At 33.8% G+C, this 21,914-nt stretch carries 15 protein-coding genes; 10 read left to right on the top strand and 5 right to left on the bottom strand.

The features are described from left to right. Positions 1–415: 415 nt before the first annotated feature. The 4 genes from VOI25_RS01370 (at position 416) to VOI25_RS01355 (ending at position 12,381) form a co-directional block, all read left to right on the top strand. Positions 416–8,599: a T9SS-dependent choice-of-anchor J family protein gene (locus VOI25_RS01370; protein ID WP_323787094.1), complete on the top strand. Its 8,184-nt coding sequence runs from the start codon at positions 416–418 to the stop codon at positions 8,597–8,599. A gap of 782 nt (positions 8,600–9,381) precedes the next feature. Then, positions 9,382–9,570, top strand: coding sequence for a hypothetical protein (locus tag VOI25_RS01365; protein ID WP_323787093.1), 189 nt, complete (start codon positions 9,382–9,384; stop codon positions 9,568–9,570). 118 nt (positions 9,571–9,688) lie between these two features. After that, complete coding sequence (locus tag VOI25_RS01360; protein WP_323787092.1) at positions 9,689–11,713, top strand: tetratricopeptide repeat protein; 2,025 nt, start codon at positions 9,689–9,691, stop codon at positions 11,711–11,713. Further along, positions 11,713–12,381 carry a response regulator gene (locus tag VOI25_RS01355; RefSeq protein ID WP_323787091.1) on the top strand — a complete coding sequence of 223 codons (669 nt, stop codon included), beginning with the start codon at positions 11,713–11,715 and terminating at the stop codon, positions 12,379–12,381. The genes VOI25_RS01360 and VOI25_RS01355 overlap by 1 nt, the downstream gene beginning before the upstream one ends. 248 nt (positions 12,382–12,629) lie before the next feature. Here the strand turns inward: VOI25_RS01355 and VOI25_RS01350 are convergent, their stop codons facing one another. Next, a complete protein-coding gene (locus tag VOI25_RS01350) occupies positions 12,630–13,127 on the bottom strand; it encodes a DUF456 domain-containing protein (protein WP_323787090.1) in 498 nt (165 codons plus the stop codon). A 119-nt stretch (positions 13,128–13,246) separates the two neighbouring features. On the opposite strand from VOI25_RS01350, the gene VOI25_RS01345 reads away from it, so the two are divergent. From VOI25_RS01345 to VOI25_RS01330, 4 genes are read left to right on the top strand one after another with little or no spacing between them, the layout of a single operon-like run. Continuing rightward, on the top strand, positions 13,247–13,609 hold the full coding sequence (locus VOI25_RS01345; RefSeq protein ID WP_323787089.1) for a BlaI/MecI/CopY family transcriptional regulator: 363 nt from the start codon (positions 13,247–13,249) through the stop codon (positions 13,607–13,609). 1 nt (position 13,610) lies between these two features. Then, positions 13,611–15,272, top strand: a complete 1,662-nt coding sequence (locus VOI25_RS01340; RefSeq protein WP_323787087.1) for a M56 family metallopeptidase — start codon at positions 13,611–13,613, stop codon at positions 15,270–15,272. Continuing rightward, on the top strand, positions 15,272–16,408 hold the full coding sequence (locus VOI25_RS01335) for a tetratricopeptide repeat protein (RefSeq protein WP_323787086.1): 1,137 nt from the start codon (positions 15,272–15,274) through the stop codon (positions 16,406–16,408). Before VOI25_RS01340 ends, VOI25_RS01335 begins: the two co-directional genes overlap by 1 nt. 51 nt (positions 16,409–16,459) lie before the next feature. Beyond that, a complete protein-coding gene (locus VOI25_RS01330) occupies positions 16,460–16,936 on the top strand; it encodes a hypothetical protein (protein ID WP_323787085.1) in 477 nt (158 codons plus the stop codon). Here the strand turns inward: VOI25_RS01330 and VOI25_RS01325 are convergent. From VOI25_RS01325 to VOI25_RS01310, 4 genes are read right to left on the bottom strand one after another with little or no spacing between them, the layout of a single operon-like run. Beyond that, entirely contained in the window at positions 16,923–17,660 is a 738-nt protein-coding gene (locus VOI25_RS01325) for a Bax inhibitor-1/YccA family protein (RefSeq protein ID WP_323787084.1), read from the bottom strand. The two genes, VOI25_RS01330 and VOI25_RS01325, sit on opposite strands and share 14 nt — an antisense overlap. Next, positions 17,660–18,532 (bottom strand): hypothetical protein, encoded by an 873-nt coding sequence (locus VOI25_RS01320; RefSeq protein WP_323787083.1) that lies wholly within the window; start codon positions 18,530–18,532, stop codon positions 17,660–17,662. The genes VOI25_RS01325 and VOI25_RS01320 overlap by 1 nt, the downstream gene beginning before the upstream one ends. 52 nt (positions 18,533–18,584) lie before the next feature. Further along, complete coding sequence (locus tag VOI25_RS01315) at positions 18,585–19,709, bottom strand: glycosyltransferase (protein WP_323787082.1); 1,125 nt, start codon at positions 19,707–19,709, stop codon at positions 18,585–18,587. Further along, entirely contained in the window at positions 19,709–20,683 is a 975-nt protein-coding gene (locus tag VOI25_RS01310; RefSeq protein ID WP_323787081.1) for a lysylphosphatidylglycerol synthase domain-containing protein, read from the bottom strand. The genes VOI25_RS01315 and VOI25_RS01310 overlap by 1 nt, the downstream gene beginning before the upstream one ends. 4 nt (positions 20,684–20,687) lie before the next feature. Here VOI25_RS01310 and VOI25_RS01305 point away from each other — a divergent pair, with 4 nt between their 5' ends. Next, entirely contained in the window at positions 20,688–21,344 is a 657-nt protein-coding gene (locus VOI25_RS01305) for a cell envelope biogenesis protein OmpA (protein ID WP_323787080.1), read from the top strand. A gap of 3 nt (positions 21,345–21,347) precedes the next feature. Further along, entirely contained in the window at positions 21,348–21,902 is a 555-nt protein-coding gene (ruvC, locus tag VOI25_RS01300) for a crossover junction endodeoxyribonuclease RuvC (protein ID WP_323787079.1), read from the top strand. Positions 21,903–21,914: the final 12 nt, after the last annotated feature.

Here is a 21,914-nt window from a genome sequence, read left to right as displayed (position 1 = left end):
ACAAAAACGTTGTGTTGTTCTCAGAGGAATCTGAGAGTTGTAAGAAATTCAATTTTTTTTGAGTTCTTACCGATGAGAAGCTTTCCTTTTTTCTTAATTGAAAATCGGGATGCTTTTTTGTTTTTTAACCTTTCCTTGGCACAAATTTTTCAAAAACATTTTCTTTTTTTTATGTTGAAAACTTTTGTTATAAATGCCTTTCATCTATGAAAAGTATCACTTAAAAGAATAAACTATTTTTTATAAACAAAAAGTTTGAAAATTCTTGGGTTTTGTTATATTTGTTTTCTTGATAATAATTTAACATATAACTTGCTTAATTGTTATTCAATCTCCATTTCTTCTAAAATTACCTACCTATTTTATTAATTAATGCATTCGTGCAAACATTAAGCTATTAACTAATTTAACTTTTATGAAAAAATTTACATTTTTACTCTTTTCCTTATTGGCCGTGTGCTCGTATGGACAAGTGTCGATTGACGAGGACTTCGATTCTGGTACTCCCGCGGGATGGACAGATACTTATGCCAACACAACATCACAAGTTTGTGCTGGGCAATCTGAAAGAGACAACATTTTTACTGCTGCAGGTGGAAGCATGACTTCACCTAATCAGGTTGCTATTTCTAATGGAACTGATATTACATTTTCCATTGACTACAAAGTAGTTGATTGGTCTGCTGCAACTGTAGCTACAGCTGATGGTTGGGGAACTGCTGATTTACAGTATTCTACCAACGATGGTGCTACGTGGATTACCGCTGGTACTATTGATGATTCTAATGATAGCAACTCTAACGTTTGTACAACGTTTAGTGTTACTATTCCTGGTGCATCAGTACCAACGAGTTCAGATCTTAGATTTAGAGTATTTAATACTTGGGCTGCAGGTGATTATTACTTTTATATCGATAATTTTTATGCAAATCAAGTGGCTGCATGTCCTGCACCAACTGATTTAACAATTGCTAGTTTTAATGCATCAAGTGCAACAATTAGTTGGACAAATGGTGCTTCTGAAACGGATTGGGAAATTGCAGTTCAAGCAGACGGAACAGGTGTTCCGGCTTCTGGTACAGCAATTACAAGTAATCCTCATTTCGCTTTAAGTCTTACACCAAGTACAGCTTATGAAGTGTATTTAAGAGCAGATTGTGGAGGTAGTGGTACTAGCCTTTGGGTAGGACCAGTTGATTTTACAACGTTGCCTTCATCTGCACCAAGTTGTCCAGCAACATTTACCTCTTCTCCAGATGGAAGTTGTGGTAATTTTGATACACCTATTTCATGGGATGCTTCAGCAACAGCTGATGGCTATCGCATAACTGCAGGTACGAGTACAGGTGACAATAGTATTTTTGATAATGTAGATTTAGGTAATGTAACATCTACAACTATTCCTTCTCAATCTCCTGGAGCGACATATTTCTATACCATTTCTCCTTATAATGTTGTGGGAACAACACCATGTACTGAGCAATCTTATACTACAGCTGCAAATGCTTGTTTATGTGTGTCAGTGCCAACTTCAATTGATAATAATGGGATTAATAATGTAAGAGTAGGTCTTGATGACTACCCTACAACTGCGGTGTCATATACAGACCATTCAGGTCCTATAAACCAATTGAGTCAAGGTCTCCCACTTAATGTAGAAATTACATTTGTAACTGGGTTTACTTACGATACACATATATGGATAGATTTTAATGATAACGGAGATTTAACCGATCCAGGAGAGCTAGTATATTCTGGTGTATCAACAAGCGCTAATCCAACGACTTTAAATGCTTCGTTTACAGTACCTGGTTCAGCTGCTGTAGGTCAGCATAAAATGAGAATTGGTACTGCCGATTCTGGTCAAGCTACTCCTAATCCATGTTATAATGGTTCATTTGGTGTAACTTTAGATTTTGATGTCAATATCAGTGCTCCTGCATGTGTGCCAGCTGTTGTAAACAGTGCTGTAGTAGTGCCAAATTGTGCTGCTGGAACATTTACAGTTGACGTTGATGTTGCCTCTGTAGGAACAGCAACATTCCTCGTTGGTCTTGCACCAACGCCGATTGTAGTGGGTTCAAATATTGTTGGACCATTTCCTAATGGTGCCTTATCTCCAAATATACAAGTTGTAGATATTACCGATGGATCTTGTAATTTTTCTGTTGGTCAATTTATTAATGATCCTTGCCCACCAGACGCACCAGCAGGTGTGACTTGTACAACAGGTACTTCATCAATTGTGTTTACAGAAGAATTTGATGCTGTAGGCGGTTGGACTGGTGATATAAATTCAGGAAATGATTCTTGGGAAATTCCAGATGGAGCTACATCTACAAATACAGGTGCAGATACTGCATTTAGTGGAGCTAACTATATGAACTGGGAAGCATCAGGAAATAATACAAATTCTGGCTCAATTGTGAGTCCAGGAATTAATTTAACGAATGCTGTAGATGGCGCTGAACTTGCTTTTTATATGCACGCTTATGGAGCAGATATGGGTACACTTGAAGTAGGTGTTGGAACATCTGCTGCTGGACCTTTTACAAATGAATTTACTTGGGTTGGAGATTTCCAAACAAGTGGAGCAGATGCTTGGGTGCCAGTTGGTGTTAATTTAGACGCTTACATGGGTCAAGTTATTTATATAGAATTCAAACAGACAGGATCAGGTGGAACAAATTTCTCTGGTGATATGTCTATTGACTTAATGACTGTTGAAGCTTGTGGTAATTTCTGTTTTGATCCTACTGCATTAGCAGTATCTAATGTTACTAGTTCTGGTGCTGAATTTGCATGGACAGCTAATAGTGGAGAAACAGATTGGGAAATAGCAATTCAAGCTGCTGGAACAGGAACACCTGGAGGAGCCGGATCTGCTATTACCGCAAATCCTTACACGGCAACTGGACTTACTGGGGATACAGCTTATGAAGCTTATGTAAGAGCCGATTGTGGTGGAGGTTCTTTTAGTTTATGGGCTGGCCCTGTGAATTTCACAACCTTATGTAGTGCACTTGTACCTACATATATAGCAGATATGTCAACTAATGTTCCTGACTCATGTTGGGAAGAAGCTGGAAGTGGTGAAGTTGCTGCTGGTCCTGGAGGCTTCGGTGCTTCAGATTGGCAAGATGATACAGATTATGCTATAGGTGGTTCAAATGAAATTAATTTATTTGGTAATACAGATAGAGAATGGTTAATCTCACCAACCTTTGATTTATCTGGTGGCTCATACCAATTGGAAATAAATGTTGCCGTTTCAAATTGGAACGACGGATTTACAGCTGATACCATGGGTTCTGATGATGAAGTTCAGTTATTGATCTCTGAAGATGGAGGTGCAACATGGACTAACTTAACAACATGGAATGTTGGAAACCAACCTGCTCTTGGTGGAACAGAATATATAGAAGATTTATCTTCTTACACTGGTAACGCACAATTTGCGATTTGGGCTTCGGATGGAACTGTAGATGATTTAGAAGATTATGATTTCCATGTTGGACAATTTATCGTAAGAGTACCTCCTACATGTCCTGACGTTGCAGGTATTACTATTGATAGTAATACAGATACAACTGCCGAAATTAGCTGGACAGCTGGTGGAACTGAAACGGATTGGGAAGTTCTAGTTCAATTAGACGGAACAGGTTCGCCTACAACTGGTGCAGCTGCAACAAGTAGTCCTTATTCAGCAACAGGTTTAACTGCTGAAACAGCTTACGAAGTTTATGTAAGAGCTGATTGTGGTGGTGGAAATTATGGAACATGGATTGGCCCTGTTGATTTCACAACTGCTTGTGCAGTGGAAACAGCGCCTTATACTGAAGATTTTGAAAACGCTGGAGCAGTTCCAGATTGTTGGACATTAGGAGGTGATGAGAATTGGTTATTCAATCTTACGGGACCTAACCATGTTGGTAATGGTGGTACTTTATCTGGTACAACCCCTTCTGGGCTTTATTATGCTGTTATAGATGATTCTACGCCTGATGCGGCAGATGCACAATTATTGTCGCCATTGGTAGATTTGACACCTTTAACATCACCAGCTTTATCTTTTTATCTCATTAGTGATAACGAAGGTTTTTCTAGTGCAACTTTAACTGTAAGCGTTTATGACGGTGCAGCTTGGAATACTATGGCTACTTTAAGTGGTAATACTGCTGGATGGGAAGAACAAATCATCGATTTAGGAGGCCTTACTTTTACAGGACCTGCGCAAGCTCGTTTCTCAGTTGCGGATTCTGGAGAATTCTATGATGATATCGCAATTGACGATGTAAGTTTCTTAAATGGACCAGCATGTTTTGATCCTTCTGGTTTAGCTATAAATAATTCTGGAAGTACAACAGCCGAAATCGGTTGGGCTTCAGGTGGAGCAACGGCTTGGGAAATTGCAGTGCAAGCTGATGGTACAGGAATTCCAGTAGGAGCGGGAACTGCTACTTCTAGTAATCCTTATACGGCAACTGGACTTTCTACCTTAACAGCTTATGAAGTGTATTTAAGAGCAGATTGTGGTGTTGATGGATTTAGTGCTTGGGTTGGACCAGTTGATTTTACAACGACGTCTAATGCAATTACAACATTCCCATACAATGAAAATTTTGATGCTGGTGACGGTGGATGGACTGCTGATAATACAGCAAATGGTACATGGCAACTTGGTGCTCCTGCAAACACAATTATAAATAGTGCCGATTCAGGTACTGATGCATGGGTAACTAACTTAACTGGTGCCTATAATGCAAATGATGATTCAACTGTAACGAGTCCTCCATTTGATATGAGTTCACTTGCTAATCCTGTAATTGAAATTAGCGTTTGGTATAATGCTGAGTTTAGTTGGGATGGTATGGTATTACAATCATCAATCAATGGTGGTGTGAGCTGGCAAAATGTTGGTGCACTTAATGATCCTAATAACTGGTATAATGATGGAACAATTGGTGGAACACCTGGTGGACAACAAGTAGGTTGGACTGGAAGAAATTCTACTAGTAATGGTTCTGCTGGATGGCTTGCAGCTAAAAATAGTTTAATTGGTCTAGGTGGTCAAAGTAGCGTTATTTTTAGAGTTGCATTTGGTTCTGATGGATCAGGTCAAGATGAAGGTGTTGCCTTCGATACTGTGAGCATTTATGATCCTTTATGTCCTGATGTAACTGGTTTAACTATTGACAGTTTTACTGCTGAAACAGCTGAAATTAGCTGGACTGCTGGTGGTATAGAAACAGATTGGGAAGTTGTAGTGCAAGCAGATGGTACAGGTACGCCTGGTGCTCCTGGTACAGCAACAACAAGTAATCCTTATTCTGCAACTGGCTTAACAGAATTGACTGCTTACGAAGTATATGTAAGAGCAGATTGTGGTGGTGGTGAGTTTAGTGCATGGGTAGGTCCTGTGGACTTTACAACTGAGGCATTATGTCCTGCAGTATCTGGATTAACAATAGATACGTTTAACCTTGATTCAGTTCAAGTAAGTTGGACTTCTAATGGTACAGAAACTGATTGGGAAATTGCAGTTCAAGCTGACGGAACAGGAACTCCTGCTTCTGGAACAGCGACAACTAATAATCCTCATACTGCAACTGGATTAGCAAATAATACAGCTTATGAAGTGTATGTTAGAGCTAATTGTGCTGCTAACGGATTTAGTTCTTGGGTAGGACCTGTAGATTTTACTACATTATGTGGTCCTCTTACTCCAGATTATACTGCTGATATGTCACTTAACGTTCCTGACTCATGCTGGGATGAAGCTGGTAGCGGCGAAGTTGCTGCTGGTCCTGGTGGACTTGGAGCTTCAGACTGGAGACAAGGTACATCGTATGGTGTAGGTTCAAGTAATGGTATCAACATGTTCGGTACAACTAAAAGAGAATGGTTATTATCACCAGCCTTTGATTTATCAACTGGTGGTCCTTACCAATTAATTGTTAACGTTGCAGTTACAGATTGGTTAAGTTCTACGAATCCTGATACTATGGGATCTGATGATCAGGTACAACTCTTAATATCTACAGATGGTGGTTCAACATGGGTTAATTTAACTACTTGGACTGCTGCTGATGCACTTCAGCCTGCAGGTACAGAATATACTGAAGATTTAACTGCCGAAACTGGTACTGTGCAATTTGCAATTTTTGCTTCTGAAGGAACTGTTGATGATGCACAAGATTATGATTTCCATGTCGGACAGTTTGAAGTAAGTGCAATTCCTGCATGTCCTAATGTTTCAGCAATTGCTGTTTCAAACATTACAACGACTGCAGCAGATATTGCATGGACTAATAATGGAACTACTGCATGGGAAGTAGCAGTACAAGCTCAAGGAACAGGAACACCTGGAGGAGCTGGTACAGCAACAACTAGTAATCCATATACCGCAACTGGCTTAACAGCTCAATCTGACTACGAAGTGTATGTAAGATCTGATTGTGGTGGTGGACAACTTGGTGATTGGATTGGACCAATTAATTTCTCATCAGCTTGTAATACATTTACTACATTCCCTTACACTGAAGGATTCGAAAGTGGTGTGCCTCCAACATGTTGGACTTCATTTAGAGGAACTAACGGTTTGGGTACTACATATGATTGGACAACTTCTACAACGGCAAATTCTGGATCAGGTGCTGCCACTGTAAGATATTCTACATTCCAAGGAGGTGGTGATCCTCAAGATTGGTTAGTAACTCCTGCATTTGACTTGAGTGGTTTAACTAATCCTGAATTATCATTTTTCCATAGAGAATCTTTTACAACAGATTATGGAAGTGAATTAACTATTAGAGTATCTACTACAGATACGGATCATGCGTCGTTTACGACTATTGCAACTTATACTGAATTTGACAATACTACTTACCAACAATTAGTAGTAGACTTAAGTGCTTATAATTCTGATACAAATGTGTATGTAGCTATTGTTTGGGAAAATAATGATGGAGATACCTTGTTTGTTGATGATGTTGCAGTTTATGATAACGTACCTGGTACATATACATATACTAATGGTGTGTGGACACCTGGAACTCCTGCAAATGATTTAGATGATATTATCATTGCAGCTGGTGATTTAGTGATTGGTGCAGATTTTACTTGTAATTCTATGATAGTAAATCCTGGAGCAAGTGTAACTGTTAATTCAGGAACGACACTTGAAGCAACTACTGGATTAACATTACAATCTAATTCTACTAGTTATTCTAGTTTAATTCGTAATGGTTCTGTTATTGGTGCTATGACTTATGATCGTCATATCAATATGAATGGATCTGGATCAACAGGTAGTAACGATTTAGTGTCAGCTCCTTTAACAGGACAGGCATTTAATGTGTTTGCTGCAGCTAATCCAAATATCTTAAATAATGGTACATTATTCTTATTTGGACCACTTGAAAAAGTAACAGGTCAATATGTAAATTGGGCTGCTACTGAAACAACAACATTAGATCCTGGTGTAGGATATAGATCAGGAACTACAGATAACGGTACAGTTACATTTTCAGGTGTAGATAATAATGGAATTGTAACTAATGATATCCAAAATACTGGCTCTAATAATGCAGCATGGAACTTGGTAGGTAACCCTTACCCATCATACTTAAATGTACAGAACTTCCTTTTAGAAGATGTTGGTGGTTTGGTTAACTTTCAATTATTTGAAGCAACAACTGCTGCTATCTACGGATATGACGGAAGTGCTCTTAATGGTTGGACAGTTTACAACTTAGCAACGACAACTCCATCTACTGTAATGGCTCCTGGACAAGGATTCTTCGTGAGCGCTGATGCAGCTAGTACTGCCGCTTATGATCTAGAGTTTACTCCAGCAATGAGAAGAACTGGATCTAGCGATGATTTCATCGTTGGTCGTAATGCTGAATTAAATTATGTGTCATTAAAAGCGAGTACAGCTAGTAATGCTTTTGGTACTGATATTTATTTTAATGCTAATGCAAGTCTTGGATTCGATCTAGGATATGATGCTGCACTATTTGGAGATTCAACTCCTGATTTTGCTATCTATTCTCATCTAGTACAAGATAACGCTGGAAAAGCAATGACTTTACAAGCTGTTAATTCGTCGGATCTTTCAGATGTAGTTATTCCTTTAGGAGTACATGCAAATCAAGGTGAGCAATTAACGTTTAGCATTGATGATATGAGTTTACCAGCTTCTGTTAATATATATCTTGAAGATGTAGTGGCTAACACCGTAACATTATTAAATAATTCTGATTACGTGATTACTCCAACAACAGCATTATCTGGAACTGGACGTTTCTTCTTGAGAGCATCTGAAGATGCTTTATCAAACTTAGATAACAGTCTTGATTCGCTTAATATTTTCGCTTTAAACTCTTCTAAGGAATTAGTTGTAAGTGGACAATTATTAGATGATAAAACAATGTTGAGTCTATATGATATTCAAGGTCGACTAATATTAAGTACAGAACTTGATAGTACATTATTAGATAACCGTATTGATGTATCTAGATTTAATTCTGGTGTGTATGTTGTAACTGTTCAAAATAACAGTCAAGAAGTCACCAAAAAAGTTATTATTAAATAATAGCAATATAAGTCTTGGATTAAAAGGGTTTAACTTTTTACCCTTCCAAAACGCTAAACATTGCAAAATTAAAGCTCCAAGAAATTGGAGCTTTTTTTTATGTGTAATATCGTTGAGGTTTAGATAAATCTTAATAGTTGTATAGGACTTAATACTGTATATCAACCTACTAATGGAAGGCTTTCCTTTTTTCTTTATTGAATATTGGAAGGCTTTTTAGTTGTATTAAAGTTTTACTCACACTTAGTAATTACCTTAGCTATGAAGAAACACCTACCCTTTGATGTAAATAACTGATGGTGTTTTGAACGATTTTGCTCTTAAGACGGGAGTTACCCTAACCGTAATTCTGGTTTTGATATTATATATGCTTTTTGATGGGTGTTATACAATTAAATAGGCAATAAGACATTCAAATGGGAAATGGTATTAATTAAATTTTGAATTAGCAGAGTTATTAACACGTAATGAACAAAAATTTATATAAATAACGCATTTCATCGATGAAATAATACATTTAAACTGATTTATTTTTGTTGACACGTAAAATAGTAGTATGTTTACAGTCCTTCATAAGCCCCTAAATCACTTATCAAGGTAAATTTATTAATCCATTCTATGTTTTAGACGTATTGTACGTTTAAAATTCCCTCAGAAATTTTTTGAATTTTTGGCAGTTTTGTCATTTAGTTAATAATCCATTCTTCCCTCGACTGGCATTTTTTGATGCTATTTAATTATTAACAACAATAGAATTTTAATAAACCCTAAATTATAAAATTATGAAGACCCTAAAAATTACATTCCTACTATTAGCCGTGGCATTGTTTACTTTATCTGGACAATCAAGTTCAGAGGTAGTAAAAGAAAATGTTACTCAAATTAAAAAAAACTCATCAACGTATGATTTATTAGCGCATGCTAAGAAAAACAAAACTATCCCTCCAGCAGGTGGAAGTTTAGGGATATAACAACATATAACATTCTTTTTTAAAATAGCACTATCTATATAGATAGTGCTATTCTTTTTTGTAAGCTTAATTTTAATTAATTTAAACTAAATTTGAAATTACTTTAAAGATGTTTTTAATGAGGAGTTACTTTCTTTATTTCTTTGTTTTACTTTCAATCTATGCCAACGGGCAACAAAATAATAGTATATCAAAAATAGATAGTTTAATTACGTTATCTAAGGATATAACTATTCCGTTAGTTGATAGAGAAGCTTATGCTAGTGTTTCTTTAAACTTGGCAAATAAGTTAAACAACGACACTTTAATCCTTAAAACAAGAAAGAACCTATCACTACTTAAATTCGAAGCAAATGACTATGAGTCATTTAAAATTTTAAATAAAGTTAATTTAGAGCTTGCTTTTCAACTAATGGACTCATTAGAAATTGCTTCGGCTTATCAAAATATTGCTCAATCTTATTACTATGAGAACATAAATGATAGTGCCTATTTCTACTATTCGAAATCAATAAAAATTTATGATAAGCTGGAATTTTTGCAAAGCAAGGCTTATATTTTGATGACTATTTCGGATATTCAAGAAACTGAAAAAGATTATATAAGCAGTGAGGAAAATGCTATATCAGCATTGAAACTATTTGAAACTTTTTCTGAAAGTCAATATAATTTACAACAATTATATAATTTAAATAATCTGTTAGGAATTATTTCATTAAAACTAGGTCATTTTGATGAGTCACTTGACTATCATAACAAAGCGGAATTAGTGAATAGAAAAATTGATAATGGATTTTATAATGAAATTTATACACAAAACAATAAGGCTTTTGTATATCGCAAACAAAAGAAATATGATAAGGCTCTAGAATTATATCAAGGTTTAGTTAATATTAAAAATGATTACAATGTTTACGATCCCACATTCTATCCTCTTGTTTTAGATAATCTAGCCTTTACAAAATTTGTGGCAAACCATAAGGATAATGATCAAATAGAGGCTCTTTTTAAAGAAGCTTATCACATAAGTGATAGCCTTAATGACAACTTAACAAAGCTTCCAATTAGCATTGATCTTTCAAAATTTTATTTAGAATTAAAGGAGAAAGATTCCTCACTTAAATATGTTAATACAGCTTATAAAATAGCAAAAGAAACCTCTTCAAATGAAATTTTATTAGATGCCTTGAAAGTTCTTTCTGAACTAAAAGGAGGTGAGGAAGGCAAAGCATATCTTAATGAACATATTAAACTTAGTGATAGTCTATTAAATGTTGAACGCAATGTGCGGAACAAATTTGCTAGAATTGAATTAGAGACAGATGAATTGGAAGCAGACAACGAACGGATGTCCCAACAACGAATGTGGTTGTTAATTGTGTCTGCGGTATTATTAGTGACTTTATTTTTCTTGTATATCATAATCACACAACGTGCAAAAAACAAAGAGCTTCAGTTTGAAAAAGACCAACAAAAAGCAAATGAGGAAATCTATAACCTGATGTTATCGCAACAAGATAAAGTTGACGAAGCAAGAGCTAATGAGAAGAAGAGGATCTCTCAGGAAATGCATGATGGCATTTTAGGACGATTATTTGGGACACGACTTAGTCTTGATAGCCTAAATTTTTCAGAGGGCAAAGAGGCTATTCAAAACAGATCTAATTACATCAATGAATTAAAAACTATTGAAGATGATATTCGGAAAATATCCCACGACCTTAATACCGATTTTGTCTCTGGCTCAGGATTTATGGATATTGTTTCAGAATTGATTGATAAACAAACCAAAGCCTATCAACTAAAATCTGAGTTTGAATTTACCGACGATGTCAGCTGGGAAATGGTTTCAAATAAAAACAAAATTAATATCTATCGAATTATTCAAGAAGCGCTTCAAAATATATATAAACATGCCAAAGCCGAAGCGGTTAAAATTAGTTTTCAATTAAAAAATAACGTAATTTTATTATCCATCACCGATGATGGATTAGGATTTGATGTTAATAAGAGCAAAAAAGGCATCGGAATAAAGAACATTAATGCTAGAGTTAATGATTTAGAAGGTGCAGTAAATTTTGTTTCCAAGATAAATGAAGGTACAACCATAAACATAGAAATTCCTTATAAAACCAACCCATAATGCAGCACATTCATATTTTAATGGTTGACGATCATCCTATCATAATTGAAGGATATCAGAATACGTTGATGGCTACAAAAAATGACAACCAGACTTTAGTAATCGATACTGCTAATACATGTGATGCAGCTAACTTATTAATGGAAAGAGCGGCAAATGAACGACCTTACGACGTTTGCTTTTTTGATATTAGTTTGCCACCTTCGGCTGATGGAAAAATCACATCTGGAGAGGATTTAGCTAAAATTGCTAAAAATTTATTGCCTAATGCTAAGATTATTATTCTTACCATGTTTAATGAATCTTATCGCATACATAGTATTGTAAAAGAAATTAATCCTGACGGTTTTTTAATTAAAAGTGATTTAACATCTAGTGAACTCGCTGAAGCTTTTCATCATATATTAATTGATCCACCATATTATAGTAGTACGGTTACTAACTTTTTAAATAAATCGGTGATTAATGAAATTTATGTAGATGAAGTTAATAGAAAAATTCTTCATTTGTTAGCACAAGGCATGAAAACTAGAAGCCTCCCAGAACATATTAATCTATCGATGAGTGCCATTGAAAAACGAAAAAAGCAACTTAAATTACTATTTTCGATTTCAGATGGAAAGGATGAATCTTTGATTATGGAAGCCAGAAAGAAAGGTTTTCTGTAATAAATCAACTTATTTGACGCTTTTTTGCATTTAAATCACATCTTCAAACACCTGTCATTCCTAGAAACTACGGTTTTTCCGCATGAAGTTTACGGTTTTTCCGCAACAAAAAGTTATTATCTAAACCTATATTTGACTAGTCAACAGAATTAATTAATCCCTCTAAGTATTTTGTTGAATTAATAGCAAAGAAAAAAACCTAACAACTCAAATGAGCTGTTAGGTTTTGTCTTTAGATCTATTTTGTATTAAAAAAGTACATCTTGATATTCAACAAGCTTCACTATAAAGAGCCCTAAAAATATTAGCGCTACAATAAATTTCACAAAAGTCGATGCTAAAAACCCTAAAAATGACCCAAATGCAGCTTTAAGTGCTTTGTCAAATTCACTTTTGTTTAGGAGTTCTCCAACTAAGGCTCCAACAAATGGACCAATAATAATCCCTCCAGGAATGGGTGATAACAATCCAATAATTAAGCCTATTGAAGTTCCAATCATGCCAGCTTTACTTCCTCCAAAACGTTTAGTTCCCATTGCAGGAATAATATAATCTAGGATCCATATTATAATGGCAACGATAAGTGTAATAATTAAAAATGTCCAGTTCATTGGAATAACATCAGTAAGATGTAAAATAAGTAATCCAATCCAGCTGGTTAAAGGACCAGGTAAGATTGGTAAAAAACTGCCAATTATTCCTAAAATCATAAAAAAGGCAGCAAGTATGGTTAAAAATATATCCATTTAATAAGATTAAAATTCAATTAGTTAGACGTCATAACCATACTTTTGTTACATTATTCAACTAAAAATTTAGTTTAAACTAAATTTTTAGTTATATTTGAATGTTTAAATGATATAAAATGAAGCAACTTACAAAAGCAGAAGAGGAAATTATGCAAGTTCTATGGCAGTTAAAAAAAGCCAATGTTAAAGATGTTATTGCACAATTACCAGAGCCAAAACCTGCTTATAATACGGTTTCAACAATAGTTAGGATACTAGAAACCAAAGGATTTGTTGATTACGAAAAGCAAGGTAAAGGGCATGTATATTTTCCAATTGTTCAAAAGCAAGATTACAGTAATCAATCTATAAACACTTTGGTGGATAATTATTTTCAAGGGTCTTTTCAGAGTATGGTATCATTTTTTGTAAAGAAAAATGATGTAGATCTTAAGGATATGGAATCTATTTTAAAAGAGATTAATAAAAACAACGCTTAACATGCTACACTATATATTGCAAGTCGTTGCCTTTCAACTTGGGTTTTTAATAATTTACGACGTATTTCTTCAGAAAGAAACCTTCTTCAATTGGAATAGAGCTTATCTTTTGTTAACGGCAGCACTGTCTATTTTGATTCCGTTTATTAAGATAGATTTTTTAAAAGCCATTATGCCAGAGGAATTTGTTATTCGTTTGCCAGAAGTTATAATGGGTAGCGTGACTAAAACAAATTCAATTCAATCTGACTTGGCTAATCTTGCCGGAATCACCATTAAACCTGAATCAATTTCTGTTTGGAATATCATCCTTGCTAGCGGAATGTGTCTCGCATTACTAATTTTAATATTCAAAATTTTTAAGCTGGTGTTGTTGGCTTCAAAACACCCAAAACGCTGGAGCAATAACTTATTAATTATTAACCTTATCAATAGTAATGCAGCATTTTCATTTTTTCATTATGTGTTTTTGGGTGAAAATATAAATGTGAAAGATCGCACTTCAATTTTAGAACATGAAATAGTTCACGTCAAGCAAAAACATACTTTAGACTTACTATTTTTTGAAGTGCTCCGAATCGTATTTTGGTTCAACCCTTTAGTTTATGTGTATCAAAATAGAATCTCCACATTACACGAATATATTGCCGATGAAAAAGCTGTTAAGCAACAAAGTATAGCTGAGTATTACAACAATTTGTTGGCTCAGGTTTTTGAAACACAACGCTTTTCATTTGTGAATCCATTCTTTAAACAATCATTAATCAAAAAACGAATTATTATGTTGAGTAAAACAAAATCAAAACAAGTGCATATTCTAAAATATACATTGTTATTACCTGTGGTGTTTTTAATGCTTATGTATACCACTTCATATGCGCAGACACCAGAAAACATTGAAGAAACAACACTAACTCAAAATTCTCAATCAAATGATGAAAATCAAAAAGAAACAGTTTTAACTAAAAAGATAGATGCTATAAAACATCAAGTTGAAATTAAAGGTCATATAACACCAGAGGAAGAGAAAGGGTTTGAGTTATTAGTCAAACTATTTTCAGGAACTGAGGTAGATCTAGAATTGGTTAACAAGGTTCAAAAGTATATGAATACTCCAAATCAAACGGATTTAGTAAAAGCTATTAATGCTGTATTTGAACAAATTCAAGTGCAAGGACATTTGTCTGAATATGAAGAAAAATCATTAAAAAGATTACTAGTGCTAACTTCAAATGATGGTATAAATAACCCTATGTTTCAAGATGTTATTGAAACTGTAGAAGTGCCTTTTGGAGTTGTTGATGAAGTTCCAATTATGGTGTCTTGTGAAAACTTAAAAACGAATGATGAACGAAAAACTTGTTTGAGTAATGGGATAGCGGTTCACGTTAATAGAAATTTCAATCTCAATTTAGCAAAGGAACTTGCATTAGTTGGAAGACAAAAGATTTGGGTTATTTTTAAGATTGATGCCAACGGAAACCTTGTTGATGTTAAGGCGAGAGCACCTCACCCTAAATTAGAAGATGAAGCCATACGGGTAATTAATTTATTACCACAATTTAAACCAGGAAAACAAGATGGAAAAGCAGTAACTGTGCCTTATAGTTTGCCAATAGTATTTCAAATAGCACCTGATAATAAAGAAGACAAGAAAAATTAATGAGAACAGTATTTGCCCTATTATTTTTTATAACGATATCTAAAACCGAAGCTCAGTCTTCGGTTTTAACTATTGCAGATAGCTTATACCTTAATGGCAATTATAGTAAGGCCATAACAACGTATCTATCTCATAATAATCCAGATGAAGTTTACGATAAAATTGCAAAATCTTATGTAGCCATTGGTAATTATGAACTTGCGCTAAACTATTATAAGCTCTCTAGAGAAGCACATCCTGAAGATGCTCTAACGACATACGAGTATGCTAAACTCTTGTCAAAAACAAAACAATTTGAAGCCTCAATCGATGTGTTTAATGAATTAATGAATGTCGATTATCGCAATCCGAATTACCATTATGAAATGGGTTTGGCACTAGAAAAAATGAAGGATTCAACTGCTATGAATCGGTTTAGAACTGCTTACGATTTAGACAATACACATCAAAAAGCCATATTCAAAATTGCGAAGCATTTTCTAATAAAACGGAAACATGACATCTCTCATCGCTATATTGATAAAGGCTTAGAGAGTTATGAAAACAATCTAGAACTCATAAGTTTAAAAGCCCAGAATTATTACTATCAAGATTATTATAAAGACGCTAAAGTTTGGTTTCAAAAGCTCATTGATTTAGGTGAATCTTCAGAATTTATACATGAAAAGTTGAGTATTATTCATGCTGATTCTTCAGAATATGAAGAGGCAATTACGCAACGAAAATTAGCTTTAAAATATAATCCAAATGATGCAAATGCACTTTTTGTAATTGGAACCTACTATGAACGGCTTAATGATTACGAAAATGCTGAAAAGTACATGTTACAAGCCTTAAAACTAAAAGACATTCCGTTGGATTATGAGTATCAAAAATTGGGAATGGTACTCAACAGACAAGAACGTTATAAAGAAGCTATTGAAGCTTTTAAAGTATCTGTAAAAGAGAATCCCGAGAATGTGTCTTCAGCGTTTTTTATAGTGACTACTAAAGATCATTATTATGCAGACATAGATCCTAAAATTAAAGTTTATGAAGATTTTATTGAAAGATATCCTAATTCTCCTTTCAAAAATTTTGCAAAACATCGATTATCAGAATTGAAAAACGAAAAATTTCTTAAGGAAAAAGAGTAAACCATTATAATATCTAAAAAAATTGTACTTTTCGCTTTCAGTTCAACCAACATGAAGCGCATACTTATTTTTCTATTGCTTATCAACGTGATGTCTTGTGATGACTTCAACAAGAAAAAGGTATATTCTGAAGAATTATTAGAAAATGAATTGGAACTCTTTACATGGAATGATGTAGATGAATACCCAACATTTTCATCCTGTGATTCGACTTTAGGAAAAGTAAATAAAAAGTTATGCTTCGAAAATACCTTACGAGATATTTTAAATACGAATTTATCTCAACATCATATTATGGTTTCAGAGTCTATTGAAGATACTATTCAATTAAAGATTACTATAGATAATCAAGGTGAGTTTTCAATCAATTCTATTACAAGTAGTGCGTTAACAAAACAAGAAATTCCACAATTAGATAGTTTGTTGCGTAAAAGTCTAGATTCGTTACCTAAAATATTTCCAGCAATAAAACGAAGTCAGCAAGTCACAACCCAATTTAGTTTACCAATAATTATTAAAATCGAATAGCCAATTTTTGCATCAACCTTAAGATTTCTACATAGAGCCAAATGAGTGTGGCTAGAAGTCCCCAAGTTGCGAGCCATTCTTTAAATTTTGGAGCCTTATTTTTATAACGTTCTATATAATCAAAATCCAAAAGTAAGGCGAAGGATGCTACGATTGCAGCGATACAATTAAAGATAATGGCAAACCAAGATGTTCCCCAAATGTAACTTTTGATTCCGAAGAAATTTAAAACCATAGAGATGATATACACAACCATTATGCTTACCACAGACGTAATGATCACGCTTCTTAGCTTTTTTGTAACCACAATGACTCTAGTCTGATAAAATAAGAGCATCACAAAAAACGTAACTATAGTAACACCAATGGCTTGGAATGGCATTTCAGGAAAATGTTTATGTGCATAAGCCGAAAATCCACCTAGAAAAATTCCTTTTGCAATTGTGTATAACGGAACTAAAAAAGGTGCCCAATGCTGTCTTACTGAAATGATTACACTTATTATAATTGCGGCCAACATACCACCAAGTGTAAACCATTTTACAGGCATGCCATCTTCGTTAAGTTTCCATATGTAACCTGTAATAGCAGCAATAACTAAAATACAAAGTAGTGATTTAAACAAAATACCAGAAACGGTCATTTTCTTATTAGAAGGGTTCTGGTCGTCCCAGAAGTACTCTGAAAATACGGGATTATTGGTTTTGTAATTAGTTAAGCGCATTACAATTTAAACTTGTATCCAATCGAGAAATCAGTTGAGAAATTACCTTGATTATCAATAAGTAAGGCAAAGAGTTCATTATAAGCTAATGTAATAAAACTGTTTTTACTTACATTAATATCTGCTCCAATTCCAAAGATAAAAGGCACGTCAAAAGCGGTTTCGTTAAATTCTTCTGTAGTTATAACACCATTAACATCTGATATTACAGTTGAATTTGAGAAGTTAAGAGTAGCAAATTTCACATTAGCATAAAGGCTAAATGTTTCTTTATTAATCACTCGAAAGCGATAACCTAATGATAATTCTGTCGTAGAATATTTTATATCTTCTTGTTCAATAACATGTTTTAATTGCATAAACACTGCATGTCTGGAAATACGGTCAGCTTCTAATACTTCTAATTCTGCACCAAATAAGGGTGTTTTTTCATTGTTTGGATTTGTAACAAAAGGACTATTAGTCAGACCTCCAAAAACTCCAATTCTAAATTGAAATTTACTCCTGCTTACGTTAGATTGGTAATTGCTATCGGCAGAAACATTATAAGCATCTATAAACTCTTTTAAGCTAAATAAGGTTAGATTCAGACGTTTTGTAGACATAGAGTTATTAGTCAACTCATTGAGTAAAGTTTTGTATTCTTCTTGAAATTTTCGATCTGCCTTTGTGTTTTTTAATTCAGTAATGGTATTATCCTCAGTTCTTACAAAATAGCGATAGGTACCATCTATAATATTCCAAAGCAAATCTAATTTACCATCTACTTCAGTTTTTAATTCAAGTGTTTCTCCATTTATGGTATAGCTTTCTTGAGCTTGTAAAAACGAAACACTAAGAATAAAGCAAAGAATACAGATTATTTTTTTCATCAGGATATTGGGTATTGTTACCGTAAATCTAACAAAAATAAATGAGATAACACTATTTGGAGTAAGCTCTGTCTTTCCATTTGTAACCTTTAAATACTGAGATAAAAACTACGTAAACAGAAAAGAATGGATAAATAAAACTTGAAAAAAGAAAAGATCCTAAATACGACTCTTGGTTGAAAAAACGAGCCGTTTTATACAGTAATAAAAAATCAATGCAAAATTTAATAACAAAGGTATACAACAAGGTTTTTGGTGATATAAATCCTGCAAGAGTTAGCAGAGGTGAACACACTAAAAAACCGTTCATTAAAAATACAATTAGTCCAGTTAGTTTTCCAAAAAGGCTATTATAACTTGATGTTTTTGCTGCCCAACGTACGCGTTGAGATACTAATTTTTTAAAATTGGGTTGCGCTAAAGTTGTTACAATTGCATGTTCATTTTTCAAATAATGAATCTCTTTCCGACATTTTTTGATTGCCTTTTGTAATAAGAAAATATCATCACCACTAGAAATATGTGTATTGCCATTAAAACCATCTAATTCTGAAAATAGTGATTTGGTATAAGCCAAATTTGCACCATTACACAATATAGGTTTATGCATTCCAAAACCTCCAATACTAACACCTTGAAGACTCAAAAAGTCGAGCAGTTGAAACCGTTTTAAAAACGAGTTTACTTCATAATAGGTGACAGGAGCTACAACGAATTTAGCATCATTTTTCTGGATAAAACAGTCAAAACTATCCAGCCAATATTTCGGAAGTTTGCAGTCAGCATCTGTAGTTACAATCCATTCATATTTAGTTTTGGAAATGGCTTTAGTAATCGCGTTTTTTTTTGGAGCACTAGAATTACGGTCATTCGTAATAATGCTAAAATCGATCTGTGTTTTACTTAATTTACTTCGAATTAGTTTTACAGAATCATCCTTAGAATCGTCATCAACAAAAAGAATTTCAAATTTGTCTTTAGCATAATGTAACTCTAAAATGGACTGTAATAAATCAGGAAGATTCTGTACTTCATTTCTAAATGGAATTACAATACTAAAACTAACTTTGGCAGGAATATCTTCTAGAGTTATTAACTTTATCTTGTCAAATCCAATAGTAAAACTACCAATCAAAAGCAGATATAAAACGATGATTACTATTGAGATGATGAGCATTATAAGTTGTTGTCTTTAGGTAAATTAAAATTTAGCACGTAATAACTTCCAAATACACTTGGTAAAACAAAATTAAGAAGCCACATTAAAGTTACGATACTAAGTGTTGTAAAATCGTTTACACCAACAATTGAAAACAAATATACAGCAACACTACTTTTTATAACGACATCAAAGATAAAAACAGAAGGTATAATAGAAGCTAATAAATACATTGTAGTGATCACAACCATGGCATTATAATAGCTGACGTTTACACCAAAAATTGTAAGTAAATAATAAAACTGAAAAGAAAAGACAAGATATCTTATTACAGATAAAACCTGTCCAATGATTTTTGTTTTAGCTGAAATGTTTTTATAAAATTGTACTAGTCGTTCAATTGAAAACCCTTTAATTTTAAACTTTTTTTGTTTGAGACCAAAAATGGCAAATAGTACGACAACACCAATAATAACTGCAAAGCGAGATACTTTGAAGTAATCAATATTTAGGTCATATTTTGAATTTAAAAGGTATAAACCAAAACTACCAAATACAATAGTGGTTCCCATTTGCATCATATTACCTAAGAAATTCAACAAAACTATTTTTTTTCGCTTTCCTAGAGTATAGTATATGGCTTTGGCTCCATACTCTCCAATTCGATTTGGTGTCAATAATGAAGCCGTTAAAGACCCTAAACTTTGTTCAAGAGCATTTTTGAAGCTTATGTTTTCAATTGTGGCGACTAAGGCTTTCCATTTTAAAATTTCTAAAAACCAGTTAAAAAGCGTTAAAAACAGTAAAAAAAGGACAGTTTTTGTTGAAAAAGTATTATTTTCTTTCAAAAAATCGATAAAAACGTGAAAATCGAGTTCGTCGTTTTCTGTTAATTTTTGGTAGATAAAATAAAATGCACCAACAACGATACTTAATTTAATAAGTACAAGAAAGAATTGTTTAGTTTTGTATGGAAGGCTTGCAAAATACATAGAAATGCAAAATAAACCATTTAATGATATGATGTCGATTTTTAAAACCCAAAAACATAAATTTTTAGTTATAACGTTGTTGTTTACGATAGTTTCGTTTGCTCAAAGAGATACTAATAAATGGAAAGCACAAATCGCTTTAGGTTTAAATAGTCCTTCACAATCTGGTTTTGTAGAAGGGTTTGAATCGAAGCCCATGAATTTTCCAACAATTAATGCTGGTTTCCAACGTATGTTTAAACCACAGTTTGGTGCTAAACTAGATTTTGGATTTAATAGATTCACAAACGGAAATGATTCGCCTACATTTAAAATTAATTACACAAGAATAAATGCTCAGTTTGTATATGATCCAACCACATATCTTTCGTTTTTACCAGAACAAATGGGTTTGGTAGCACATGCAGGACCTGGTTATAGTATGGTGAAGCCTTTGGGTAATTACACAAATAATAATGTATCGTTTTTAAATATGATGGCTGGTCTCGAAGTGCATTACGGCTTAAGTCAGTACATGTCATTATACACAGATGTGTCTTATATATTGGGATTAGGAGGAAGTTTTGACCCAATAACAGAAGGTTTTGGCTCATTTAGTGGAAATCTTTTAACGATTACTTTCGGAATTACATTCTCATTAAGTGGATGTCAATATTGCTAATAGATGACTAAAGAAAAAATTATATTAGGAATTGATCCTGGAACGACTATTATGGGTTTCGGACTCATAAAAGTTGAAGGTAAATCAATGCGCTTTTTACAGCTCAATGAGTTAGACCTCAAGAAGTATAGCGATCACTATCTTAAATTAAAACTTATTTTCGAACGCACTATTGAACTTATTGATACACATCATCCAGATGAGATTGCAATTGAAGCACCTTTCTTTGGGAAAAATGTTCAAAGTATGTTGAAACTTGGAAGAGCACAAGGTGTTGCTATGGCAGCAGGTTTATCGCGTGAAGTTCCAATTACTGAATATTCGCCTAAGAAAATTAAAATGGCCATTACAGGAAGTGGAAATGCTAGTAAAGAACAAGTGGCAAAAATGTTACAAAGTTTATTAGGCTTGAAAACTTTGCCTAAAAATTTAGATTCGATGGATGGTTTAGCGGCAGCAGTTTGCCATTTTTATAATGAAGGTCGGATTGAAATAGGTAAAAGTTATTCTGGTTGGTCGAGTTTTGTGAAGCAGAATGGTGATCGTGTAAAGAAATAAAAACATTTGGAT

Origin of the sequence: Psychroserpens sp. (genome assembly GCF_034670085.1) — a bacterium.
Taxonomy (GTDB): domain Bacteria; phylum Bacteroidota; class Bacteroidia; order Flavobacteriales; family Flavobacteriaceae; genus Psychroserpens.
The sequence above is the reverse complement of the archived record's forward strand: the minus strand, read 5'-3'. Positions and strand labels throughout refer to the sequence as shown.

Coding starts and splice junctions, on each gene's coding strand:
- VOI25_RS01370 (WP_323787094.1), top strand. CDS start 416: ATGAAAAAATTTACATTTTTACTCTTTTCCTTATTGGCCGTGTGCTCG.
- VOI25_RS01365 (WP_323787093.1), top strand. CDS start 9,382: ATGAAGACCCTAAAAATTACATTCCTACTATTAGCCGTGGCATTGTTT.
- VOI25_RS01360 (WP_323787092.1), top strand. CDS start 9,689: ATGAGGAGTTACTTTCTTTATTTCTTTGTTTTACTTTCAATCTATGCC.
- VOI25_RS01355 (WP_323787091.1), top strand. CDS start 11,713: ATGCAGCACATTCATATTTTAATGGTTGACGATCATCCTATCATAATT.
- VOI25_RS01350 (WP_323787090.1), bottom strand. CDS start 13,127: ATGGATATATTTTTAACCATACTTGCTGCCTTTTTTATGATTTTAGGA.
- VOI25_RS01345 (WP_323787089.1), top strand. CDS start 13,247: ATGAAGCAACTTACAAAAGCAGAAGAGGAAATTATGCAAGTTCTATGG.
- VOI25_RS01340 (WP_323787087.1), top strand. CDS start 13,611: ATGCTACACTATATATTGCAAGTCGTTGCCTTTCAACTTGGGTTTTTA.
- VOI25_RS01335 (WP_323787086.1), top strand. CDS start 15,272: ATGAGAACAGTATTTGCCCTATTATTTTTTATAACGATATCTAAAACC.
- VOI25_RS01330 (WP_323787085.1), top strand. CDS start 16,460: ATGAAGCGCATACTTATTTTTCTATTGCTTATCAACGTGATGTCTTGT.
- VOI25_RS01325 (WP_323787084.1), bottom strand. CDS start 17,660: ATGCGCTTAACTAATTACAAAACCAATAATCCCGTATTTTCAGAGTAC.
- VOI25_RS01320 (WP_323787083.1), bottom strand. CDS start 18,532: ATGAAAAAAATAATCTGTATTCTTTGCTTTATTCTTAGTGTTTCGTTT.
- VOI25_RS01315 (WP_323787082.1), bottom strand. CDS start 19,709: ATGCTCATCATCTCAATAGTAATCATCGTTTTATATCTGCTTTTGATT.
- VOI25_RS01310 (WP_323787081.1), bottom strand. CDS start 20,683: ATGTATTTTGCAAGCCTTCCATACAAAACTAAACAATTCTTTCTTGTA.
- VOI25_RS01305 (WP_323787080.1), top strand. CDS start 20,688: ATGCAAAATAAACCATTTAATGATATGATGTCGATTTTTAAAACCCAA.
- ruvC (WP_323787079.1), top strand. CDS start 21,348: ATGACTAAAGAAAAAATTATATTAGGAATTGATCCTGGAACGACTATT.